This window comes from uncultured Helicobacter sp. (assembly GCF_947367035.1).
Taxonomy (GTDB): domain Bacteria; phylum Campylobacterota; class Campylobacteria; order Campylobacterales; family Helicobacteraceae; genus Helicobacter_D.
In genome coordinates this window covers 44323-54820 of sequence record NZ_CANBCA010000012.1, presented here as the reverse complement: position 1 = coordinate 54820, position 10498 = coordinate 44323, and the positions used below count along the sequence as shown (strand labels likewise).

General features: G+C 35.1%; 9 protein-coding genes and 1 pseudogene. 7 read left to right on the top strand and 3 right to left on the bottom strand.

Features of this window, described 5'->3' with window-relative positions; translation table 11 throughout:
- Positions 1-12: 12 nt before the first annotated feature.
- Positions 13-1572, top strand: a pseudogene (locus Q0Y61_RS05570) (major outer membrane protein).
- A 67-nt stretch (positions 1573-1639) separates the two neighbouring features.
- Here the strand turns inward: Q0Y61_RS05570 and Q0Y61_RS05565 are convergent.
- A complete protein-coding gene (locus Q0Y61_RS05565; protein ID WP_297812639.1) occupies positions 1640-3328 on the bottom strand; it encodes an N-6 DNA methylase in 1689 nt (562 codons plus the stop codon).
- An 8-nt stretch (positions 3329-3336) separates the two neighbouring features.
- Positions 3337-4581 carry an aromatic amino acid transport family protein gene (locus Q0Y61_RS05560; protein ID WP_297812637.1) on the bottom strand — a complete coding sequence of 415 codons (1245 nt, stop codon included), beginning with the start codon at positions 4579-4581 and terminating at the stop codon, positions 3337-3339.
- A 142-nt stretch (positions 4582-4723) separates the two neighbouring features.
- Here Q0Y61_RS05560 and Q0Y61_RS05555 point away from each other — a divergent pair, with 142 nt between their 5' ends.
- From Q0Y61_RS05555 to Q0Y61_RS05530, 6 genes are all read left to right on the top strand, one after another.
- Positions 4724-6448, top strand: a complete 1725-nt coding sequence (locus Q0Y61_RS05555) for a DNA polymerase III subunit gamma/tau (RefSeq protein ID WP_297812634.1) — start codon at positions 4724-4726, stop codon at positions 6446-6448.
- Positions 6449-6465: 17 nt separating this feature from the next.
- Positions 6466-6873 carry a tRNA (adenosine(37)-N6)-threonylcarbamoyltransferase complex ATPase subunit type 1 TsaE gene (gene tsaE / locus Q0Y61_RS05550; RefSeq protein WP_297812631.1) on the top strand — a complete coding sequence of 136 codons (408 nt, stop codon included), beginning with the start codon at positions 6466-6468 and terminating at the stop codon, positions 6871-6873.
- 3 nt (positions 6874-6876) lie between these two features.
- Complete coding sequence (gene lptB / locus Q0Y61_RS05545) at positions 6877-7599, top strand: LPS export ABC transporter ATP-binding protein (protein WP_297812628.1); 723 nt, start codon at positions 6877-6879, stop codon at positions 7597-7599.
- Positions 7596-8921: an RNA polymerase factor sigma-54 gene (locus Q0Y61_RS05540; protein WP_297812625.1), complete on the top strand. Its 1326-nt coding sequence runs from the start codon at positions 7596-7598 to the stop codon at positions 8919-8921. Before lptB ends, Q0Y61_RS05540 begins: the two co-directional genes overlap by 4 nt.
- A 76-nt stretch (positions 8922-8997) precedes the next feature.
- On the top strand, positions 8998-9441 hold the full coding sequence (locus Q0Y61_RS05535) for a DUF1104 domain-containing protein (RefSeq protein ID WP_297812622.1): 444 nt from the start codon (positions 8998-9000) through the stop codon (positions 9439-9441).
- Entirely contained in the window at positions 9435-9578 is a 144-nt protein-coding gene (locus tag Q0Y61_RS05530) for a hypothetical protein (RefSeq protein ID WP_297812620.1), read from the top strand. Before Q0Y61_RS05535 ends, Q0Y61_RS05530 begins: the two co-directional genes overlap by 7 nt.
- Positions 9579-9622: 44 nt before the next feature.
- On the opposite strand, the gene Q0Y61_RS05525 is transcribed toward Q0Y61_RS05530, so the two are convergent.
- On the bottom strand, positions 9623-10492 hold the full coding sequence (locus tag Q0Y61_RS05525; protein ID WP_297812617.1) for a thiamine-phosphate kinase: 870 nt from the start codon (positions 10490-10492) through the stop codon (positions 9623-9625).
- Positions 10493-10498: the final 6 nt, after the last annotated feature.

Sequence of the window (10498 nt, the reverse complement as noted above, 5' to 3'; positions counted from 1 at the left end):
AAGGAGATTAAAATGAAATTTCTAAAATTAAGTTTAGCAGCAAGTGTTGCTTTAGGTGCGCTCTCTACTGCAAGTTTTGCTCAGCCTTTAGAAGAAGCAATCCGAGGCATTGATGTCAGTGGTTATCTAAGATACAGATACAATGATGATAGATTTGATAATCAAGGATTTCTACCAAATAGTAGAGTGATTGACCCTAGACAAACTATCAATGGCAATCCAAACGCTAACTATGGCGATATTGGTCATCCTGGTACAAATGGCTATCCTTCAAAAAATCGTGGCAACGCTACTCACCGCTGGAAAGCCGTAGCAGACTTCAAAACTCCTGTGGTCAATAACATTGGATTAAATTTAGGGATTTTGTATAACAACGAATCTAACAATGTAAATCACGGAAACACTTATCCCGGTCTAGGAGGTGGTCTAGGAAGTGGTAAAGATGGAAGCTTTGGTGTAAGCACATTCTATGCGACAATCGCTCCAGATTCCACAGCGACAACAATCCTTATTGGTAAGCAAAGACTTGCAACTCCTGTAACCAACGCAGGCGATGACGATAGAGGAACAGGTATCCTAGCATTAAATAGTGATATTACAGGTTTAACTCTTGCAGCAGGTGCATTTGATTCTTGAAGTATTGATGATTTAGAATTGACTAGAGGTTACGCTTCAGGCAACAACGATGGTGGTTCTGTAACAAAACCTCTTTATGCTCTTGCAGGAATTTATAGCACAGAAACAAGCTTCGGGACAATCGGCGCACAACTTTGGGGATTCTATATCCAAGACGCAGTGGATGCACTTGGTGTAGGTGAGCTTTCTTGGACAGGTAGCACCTTTAATGCTGCATTACAATATGCACTAGCAAAATTAGATAATAGCAAAGATTCAATTCTAGGTGCGTTGCACGGAGGAAATAGCTATTTTAGACTACTTCAAGGTGTAAGAAGTGATGCGATAGCTGGTGCAGCTGGTGCTCCAGGTGGTAGAGCAGATATTTCTGAAGCAAACGATTTGTTTGTATTCAATGTAGGTGCGGATTTCGCACAAGACTTTGGTGTGCCACTAGATGTAAAACTAGGTTATGTAGGAAACTTCCAAGATGGAACAGCTGTTACACTTAACGATGATGGCACAATCTTCAAATACGCGGGAGCAATCTGGTGGCAAAATACTGCAACAGGTGTAAGCACTTCTGCATTATTACCAACAGGTGTAGGCGGATTTGGAAGTGAGCAAGACCTAAATGTCTTCTATGGTGCAATCGGTTATAAAATGATTGACGATAGACTAAGAATCGGTTTAGATTATGTTTGGGGAAGCAATGAAATTGAATGGAAAAGAACAGCAGCAGGACTTAGAGCAAACAAATTTGATGTTGATTTCCAAGAAATCACTCCAAGATTCAGCTGGAAACATACAAACAACCTTACAATCAGCGGTTACTATGCTTACTTGATGACAGACGCCACAGAGGGAACTTATCTTGACCCTGTTACAAATGTAAATAGAAGCTTTGAAGACGAAGACAGACAAAGAGTCCGACTAGAAGTAAAATACAGCTTCTAATCTGTCTTTTTTTAAGGTTAGTTAGGCTTATGGCTTAACTAACCTTATCCATTAACTCATTTTACACCTATTCATCATACCCCAATAACTTTGCGATTCCTTGCTTTTGAATGTTAATTTGCTCCCCACAAGCGCAAAGCTCATAAAAACTTTCATTATAATCTTCTAAAATCTGCGAATCCAAAAAATCTCTAGACAAAGGCATTTGTTTAATTTCTTTCTCTCCAATGCGCTCATTGTTACTTTGATAAATTTTACTCAATTCTAAATGCCCTCTAGCAGATAAAAAATAAAAATACAATGCTTTAGCTAATAAAGAATTTTGCACTCTAAGCACCAAGATTCCAGCATTGGGTAAAAGAATCTTTTGTGCTGCACTTTTACCCACAATAGCCACTTTTGGCATTACACCACGAATAGAGAGCAAAATATCATAAGGTTGCACTTTTAGCTCATATAAGCGGTTGATATTTGGCTTTAAAACATAATCCTCAAACGAATCACTTATACCATAAGCTTCAAAATCCTTAATGCCTAAGTCATAACAACCTATTAAATCTTTACCTTGTTTATTTTCAATACGCGCTCCACGATAACATTTCTCTAAAATCTCACCTAAATTGATTGTTTGATTTTTAGATTCTACACATTCTTGCACATAATAGGAGGATTTAAGATTCTCTAAATTCAAGCTTTGATAATCCAAAAGGCGCGATACATTGGTATCTTGCTTGAAAGAATACAAATCCAATATTTCTTCTAAATTAATTAACTTATTGTATTTGCCCTCTTTTAAATAAAAACTTTGAGCGTCAATAAAAAAAATGCGTTTGTTATTAGACGACAATACAAGAAGGCAAAACTCTCCCATTTGATGAGGAAAGAGATTTGTTGGTAATTCAATGATTGTTTCTATTAGATTTGAAGCGACAAGATAATCACGCAATCGCTCCCCTATGGACTTATTCAACAACGCAGAACGAATAATAATAACTGCCTTTTTATGAAATCTTGAAAGCACAAAATCCAAAAATGGAATCTCTGGGGCGATTTTGGTATAAGGCGCAAGAGGGGAATCTTTAGGAGATTTTAAATTCAAGTGAGTTAGTAAAGGGGGGTGGCAAAAAACCTTATCAAATTTCCTCACCTCATTTTTTAAATGATCTTTTCCTTTGAATGAAATGAATTGTTTAAAAATATCTGCAACTTCTAAATGACAATTTTTAAAGTTTAAAAGCACAGCAAGAACTTTTGCGATTCTAATGAGTTTAGGGTGAATGTCTATCCCAAAAAAATAACATTCATTATGGTGCGCACTTAAGCTCAAAAGCCAAGAACCCATCCCACAACAAGGATTAAAAATACTCTCATTTTTTTGTAAATGAAGTAACCCACAGACCAATGCGTTAATTTCCGCTGGTGTCGCATAATCATAAAATTTTAAAATCGTCTTTTGCAAAGCAATGGTTTGGATAAAGCTTTCTAATTCTTGCGCATTTACTTTGCAATTCTGCACCATTTTTAAGATTTTTTTATAATTTAGTTTTGGGTGAATCTCTACTCTCTCTACATTATGCTTTTCCAAATAGAGATAGAAACTTTGAGGGATTTCGTTCTCTTTAGAATCTAATATCTCTAAACTTAAAGATTTATTTTGTCCTGCTAGTAAAAATTCCAATGTCAAACATAGCACATCAAAATTATCTTCATTGTATTTTTGAATATATTGAAAAACTTGCAATAATATTTCTTTCATTTTCTTTCCTATTTATACATAGGCAACCAATTAAAAACGAAAAGGATATGGCATACACCTACAACACAACCATAAACTAATAAGGTATAAATTGTCCAATTCCCGCCCTTTACACGATAGTTTATTCCTAAAGCACTATGCGTGATTCTATTTGCCCTAAGCAATAATGCAGGAATAATAACCGACCAAATTGTTGCTGCAAGCCCCGCCCAACCAATAGCCAATAAAAAACCATCAGGATAAATCATACCTGCAATAATAGGGGGAGCAAAAGTAACAAGCAAAGTTTTTGTGCGTCCTAATCGGCTATCATCAAACCCACATAAATCTGCCATATAATCAAATAATCCAAGTCCTGCTCCCAAAAAAGAAGTTGCAACCGCTAAAAAAGCAAATCCCTCTAGCATTCTTAGCAAAAATGCCCCATTTAAGCTAAGACTTGCAGCTTCAATGAGATGTCGCACATTTCCTCCTGCGGCAATCACGTTTTTAAAATCACTGCGTTGAATATTGCCCTCACACGCAATATTCCATATTATATAAGCAAAAAGAGCAATCAATGTGCCATAAATTAAACATTGATTGATTTTTTTTGATTCTTTACCAAAATACTTTACAAGGCTTGGCACACTTGCGTGAAAACAAAAGGAGGTCAAATAAGTTGAAAGTGCTACAAAAACAAAGATTCCGTAAGGATTTCCATCGTGGTTTAAATCCAACAAATAAGACATTTTTATCTCACTTAGCATACCACTCATCGCAAAGATAAAAGTCAAAACCATTCCACCAATCATCACAATAGAAAATCTATCTACTATATAAGTGCTCCACCAAACACAACCACTAAGTAGAAGCGCAAAAAACAAACCCGCAACTAGCTTGGGTGGTTCATAATCTAATGCGACCATAGAAATATGCACAACCATAGAACCACCCCCACTCACATAAGCGTAAATCAAAATATAAAGCACAAAGGCGACACTTAAGCCATTAATCAGATTCCAAAATTTTCCCAAATTGTCTAAAACTAATGTATGAAAACTTGAGCCGGGATTATAGTGTAGATTCACTTCTAGCAATGCTTGAGAGGAAAGCAACATCATAAACCAAGTGAGTGCCAACAATCCCAAAGAATACCAAATCCACATTCCCGCACTAATGGTTGGTAATGCCAACATTCCTGCTCCAATTGCTGTTCCTGCAATAATCATTGTCCCACCAAATACACTCGGCTTACGTTTGAAATCCAACATCAAATCCTTTTAAAGTTAAATTTTAACATTATATCCAAGATTCAAGAGACTTTGACTTGAGGTCTTTAAAATTTAATAGATTAACAATTTTTTAGCTTGCTTTGTGTAGAATTCTAGTTTTTAACTTTAGGAAAAAATGATTATGGAACAACAAGCCTTAGCTCTCAAATATCGCCCAATGGATTTTGATGAACTTATTGGACAAGAAGCAGTTAGCCGCACTCTCTCTTTGGCATTAAGTAGCAAACGACTCTCACACGCTTATTTGTTTTCTGGTTTGCGTGGAAGTGGCAAAACCTCTAGTGCTAGAATCTTTGCAAGGGCATTACAATGCGAAAAAGGTCCGTGCGCAAAACCTTGTGGAGTTTGTGCTAACTGCATCGCAGCAAATCCACATAAAATGCGACATATTGATATCATAGAGCTAGATGGCGCTTCTTCTCGCAAGATTGATGATATTCGTGATTTAATTGAACAAACCAAATATCACCCTAATATGGGACGTTTTAAAATCTTTATCATAGATGAAGTGCATATGCTCACTAAAGAAGCTTTTAACGCACTCTTAAAAACTCTTGAAGAACCACCAGAATATGTCAAGTTTATCCTAGCCACCACAGACCCATTAAAACTTCCTGCAACAATTCTAAGCAGAACGCAACACTTTCGCTTCAAACGCATATCAGATAAAAGTATTTTAGAACATCTTAAAAATATTTTACAAAAGGAGCAAATTACCTATCAAGAAGAAGCGCTCTATATGCTAATTCGTAGTGGTTCTGGCTCCTTACGTGATACTTTAACCCTGCTTGACCAAGTGATTATCTATTCTAATTACAATATCACTTCAGAATCTTGTGCGAATATGCTAGGACTTATCAACCCTCAAAGTCTTAATGCACTTTTTGAATGTATCTTTAAGCAAGAGAGAGAGATTTTATTACAAGAAATTGAAGCATTTTTTGAATATGAATGCGAAATGCTTTTAGATGAAATGAGTATTTTTCTAAAAGATAAGCTTTTAAAGGGTGAGGATTCACGTTATAATACACTCATTGTAGATAGATTCTTTCGGATTCTAACCCAAGCCAAAGAATTGTTGTTTTTAGGCTCTGAAGATGAATTTGTTTTAACCCTTAGTGTTTTTAAAATGCTAGAAGCTCTCAAAATAGAAAAAATTGATAATGCGATTCTTAACTTAGAAAAAGGTTTATTTGAAAATTTACCCAAACAAATTTTAAATACATCAAATACAGAATTCTTTTCACCACAAAGCGCAACTCCACAAGTATCACTTGCAGATTCTGCATTTTCTACCTTACAAACCCCATCTACAATAGAATCCCCAGTTATTGTATCTGCGAAAACAAATCTTGATTTCAATGAACAACCAAGCGAAGAAAAAGCTTCTGCTTTATTTGCTCTGTTAAAACAAAAAATTTATGAACGCAACTATGAATTAGGAGAAATTTTTTCCCAAGAGATTCGCTTTGTTTCTTTCATAGACCATACGCTTACTTGGGAGAGTTTAGCAAGTGGGGCAAATCGTGAAAGACTTAAAAACAGCTATTCTATTATTAAAAACTTTGTTTTGGAGATTTTTGGTCTCAAAACACAAATTAAATCTATCTCCAATCCAAGCTTAACCCCACCCACACAAGCTACCTTAAAAGAATCCGAGACTCCTTTTGCACAAAACAATGATTCTAACATAAAGTCCAATCCTCAACCCCTGTCCTCATCACAGACTTCACAACCACAAACCACCGCACAAGCAGAAGTGAATGCCGCTTTAGAATTGCCCCTATTGCAAAGTGTAAAGGAAATTTTAGAAATTAGGCAAATTAAAGTGCGCCCAATCCAATAAAATTTAGTGAGTAAAGAATGGAATTAATTTTAAGTCAAAAGGAACTCTTTAAACTCTGTGAAGCATTAGATTTAAAAAATCATCGTGGAATCTATTTACTAAGCGGGAATCTAGCAAGTGGCAAAACAACCTTAGTTAAAGCAATGGTGAATGCACTAGGAAGTAAAGCAAAGGTTACTTCTCCGACTTTTCTAACGGCATTAGAGTATGGGAATCAAATCTATCATTATGATATTTACAACAAGGATTTAAAGGAAATTTTTGCACTAGGATTTTTAGAAGAAATTGAGAAGGAAGGTTGGCATTTTATTGAATGGGGCGATGAAAATTTAGCTAAAATTCTACAACAAATTGGCTTACCTTTTTGTCATATCATCATTAGCATAGAATCACAAAAAAGAAAATATAATATTATTCAAGGATAATCAATGCACACATTAGAAGCGATACTTTTAAGCAAAACGATTAAAAAAACAAAAATCATTAGTGAGATTTCTATACGTGTGCAAAGCGGAGAAGTTGTAGGACTTTTAGGTCCAAATGGTGCGGGTAAAACAACAACTTTCTATATTATTTGCGGACTTTTAAGACCAAGTAATGGTAAAGTTTGCTTTGATGATAAAGAAATTACAAAATTAAGTTTGCATAAACGGGCACAACTCGGAATTGGTTATTTGCCACAAGAATCTAGTGTGTTTAAAGATTTAAGCGTAGAAGAAAATCTCTTAATTGCGGCAGAAGTTTGTTTAGAAGATGAAAATGAAAGAATTAAGCGCATTGAAGAGCTATTAGAAGAATTTGGTATTGAACCAATTCGGAATCGTAAAGGAATTAATTTAAGCGGGGGGGAAAGACGGCGTGTAGAAATTGCACGTGCTTTGGTTAAAAAACCAAAATTTGTTTTATTAGATGAACCTTTTGCGGGTGTTGATCCTATTGCAGTGTTAGATATTCAAAACATTATCAAAAAATTACTAGAATTAAACATTGGGGTTCTCATCACAGACCACAATGTGCGTGAAACTCTTAGAGTTTGTCATCGTGCTTATGTTATCAACAAAGGCACTTTACTAGCAAGTGGGGATTCTAATGCAATTTATAAAAATGAGCTTGTTCGGAAACATTATCTAGGTGAAAATTTCAAAGTATGAAGCTACGCACACAGACCCAAACAACACTAAAGACGAAACTCTCTTCTACACTCAAAAGTTGGCTTCCTATTCTTCAAAGTGGAATGGGCGATTTAGAAGAAACTTTAGGAGAGTTTGGTAAAGAAAATCCATACTTCAATGTGAAATCCAACATAGCGCAAGATTTCAGCTCACAAAACTCTAATCAAAAAAAACATCAAAAAGAAATCCTAAGAGGAGCGAAAGGTTCTAGTTTGGAAGGAGACGGAATAGAGCAATTTTGTGTTCAAGAGGAATCTTTAGAAGTTGTATTAAATGGACAAATCGTCCCACCCTTATTTCCTACGACAAATTCTCAAGAAATTGCTAGAAAAATCATTGAAAATCTCAATGAAGAGGGATATTTTGAAGGAGATTGTGAGCAAATTGCGCAAACTTGTAGTGAGCTACTAAAGTCTCCTGTTAGTGCGACAGAGGTTGAAAAGGTGCGCAAACGTTTTGCTTATCTTGACCCACCCGGAATCGCAGCAATTAATTTGATAGAATCTTTTTATTTTCAACTAGAAAACTTGGATGCATCTAATGAAATTTATTCTTTAGTTTGTGAGATTCTACAAGATTTAGAAAATCACACAAAGCACAAAAATGTTAAACTTTATGAAAAAGCAATGAAAGTGATTCAAAGCTTCAAAAATCCTCCAGCATTGGATTTCTTTCAAAAAGAAGCTGCAATTATCCCTGATATTTTAGTGATTGAAGAGACCAATAATATTCAGGTGCAAATCAACGAAAAATATTACCCAAGCATTGAAATTCAAACACAAAACAAACAAGACAAAGCATTAAAAGATGATTTTGTCAAAACCAAAATTAAAGAAGCACGCGACCTTGTAGATGCGCTTGAAATGCGCAAAGCTACACTTTATAAAATTGGACTTATGATTGTAGAATATCAATATGAGTTTTTCAAAGGTGGTGAGATAAAACCTATGAAACTTAAAGATTTAGCCGAAGAGTTTGGACACGCACAAAGCACTATTTCACGCGCTATTTCTAATAAATTTTTAGAGTGTTCGCGTGGAATCTTTCCTCTTAAAAATTTCTTTGCCACTGCAATTGATGAAGAAACTGCAAATACGACAATTAAAGATTTTGTTTCTGATTTAATCAAAAATGAAAATAAACAAAAACCGCTTAGTGATAATAGAATCCTAGAACTCATTGAAGAAAAATTTAATCTCAAAATGGTGCGGCGCACAATTACTAAATACCGAGCTCAACTAAACATTGCAAGCTCTAGTGAGCGCAAAAAACTTTATAGAATTTCTGCCCCTTCACATTGACTTTATTTTCACTTTACATTCATTTCACATTGGCAAATTATAATTCGTTGTTCAAAAAATTTTTAAGGAGCAAACAATGAAAACAAAAATTATCTTATCTCTTGCATTGATTGGCACTTTAACTTCAGCTCTCTTTGGGGCAGATTATTCCAAAACAAGCAATGAGGAACTCATCAAGCTATCGGGCAAAGTTGCACCCAAAGATTATCCTGATTACAAAATGGAGATTCATAAGCGAATGCAAGAAATGAAAGTCAAAGACGCAAGAGAATTTCGCGATAGACTAAGAGAAGCACATTGGAATGCGTGTGATAATATGACACAAAAAGAACATCAAGCCTATCATAATGCCATTCATTTAGAAATGCAAAAACATTTAAGCTCTATGAGCGAATCTCAAGCAAGAGAAAGCGGATTAATGGGTTATGGATATGGTCATCACAAAGGTGGTGGATATGGCAAAAGCAAAAAAGGCTATCGTGATTGCTATAACAACAAAGGATACCACCATTTTTGGTAATTCACTGCCCTTTGCGAGAATATCTTAGCTTTGTCCTTGCAAGGATAGAAAAACCATCGCAAGTATGCAAAATACGATTGCCGCAGCCTCTACTTTACAATGACGAATCCCACGCAGTCATTGCGAGAAGTCGTTAGACTTCGTGGCAATCCATCTCTTAAACTTTTAAAACAATAGAATCTTATCTATGCCAATTTCCCTTTTTTGCAGAGTATTTACCACGAATCGCCACAGCAAAAGGCACGAACTGATGATGAAATTTTAATGCAGTATTTTGCATTTTTTTGAGTTTCTTACTATCGACTGCATACAACATTTGATATTCTTCAGGAGAATAAAACCAATCCCCACTAGATTTTAAAAGTTTAAAGCCTAAACGATTCACTTCACTTAAACGCGATAGTTCTAAGAATATTCCATCTGAAATATCCATACCCGCTTTTGCGATTTTGTTTAGTTCAAAAATCATTTTAGGATATAAAAGCGGTTTAGCAAAACGTGAATATTTAGGAATCCTTTTATGAGAATAAAATCGTAGGATATTTCTTAAATGTTTTAAATTTTGTCCAAAACTCTGCATTTTTGAATGATTTAATGCACCTTTGGTTGTAATATATCCTAAGATATTACCTCTTTTTATACCTTTTCTTAATAAAGTTTTATGTCTCTTTCTCCCTAGAATCGTTAAAGAAAAATGCAATTTCTCTCCGATTAATGTATCACCACCTATGATTTTTAGATTATATTTTTTTGCATTTTTACCTATGATTTGTGCCAATTTAGAGACTTCTTTGAAATGTTGTGGCAGACAAAGGCTAATTAACAAAAAACTTGGTAGTGCATTCATCGCATAAATATCCGACAAATTAACCAAAAAGCACTTTTCGACCAAGTTTTCTAACTCTGTCCATTCAAATTTAAAATGCACATCTTCAAAAAACGCGTCATTAGCAAGAATATATTGACCAATTTCTACGCCATCATCTCCGATTCCAAAGGTTGCACCACTTTGCTTTAATGCACAGATAAACGCCTTTTCTCTATCACGCATTATACT

Coding starts and splice junctions, on each gene's coding strand:
- Q0Y61_RS05565 (WP_297812639.1), bottom strand. CDS start 3,328: ATGAAAGAAATATTATTGCAAGTTTTTCAATATATTCAAAAATACAAT.
- Q0Y61_RS05560 (WP_297812637.1), bottom strand. CDS start 4,581: ATGTTGGATTTCAAACGTAAGCCGAGTGTATTTGGTGGGACAATGATT.
- Q0Y61_RS05555 (WP_297812634.1), top strand. CDS start 4,724: ATGGAACAACAAGCCTTAGCTCTCAAATATCGCCCAATGGATTTTGAT.
- tsaE (WP_297812631.1), top strand. CDS start 6,466: ATGGAATTAATTTTAAGTCAAAAGGAACTCTTTAAACTCTGTGAAGCA.
- lptB (WP_297812628.1), top strand. CDS start 6,877: ATGCACACATTAGAAGCGATACTTTTAAGCAAAACGATTAAAAAAACA.
- Q0Y61_RS05540 (WP_297812625.1), top strand. CDS start 7,596: ATGAAGCTACGCACACAGACCCAAACAACACTAAAGACGAAACTCTCT.
- Q0Y61_RS05535 (WP_297812622.1), top strand. CDS start 8,998: ATGAAAACAAAAATTATCTTATCTCTTGCATTGATTGGCACTTTAACT.
- Q0Y61_RS05525 (WP_297812617.1), bottom strand. CDS start 10,492: ATGCGTGATAGAGAAAAGGCGTTTATCTGTGCATTAAAGCAAAGTGGT.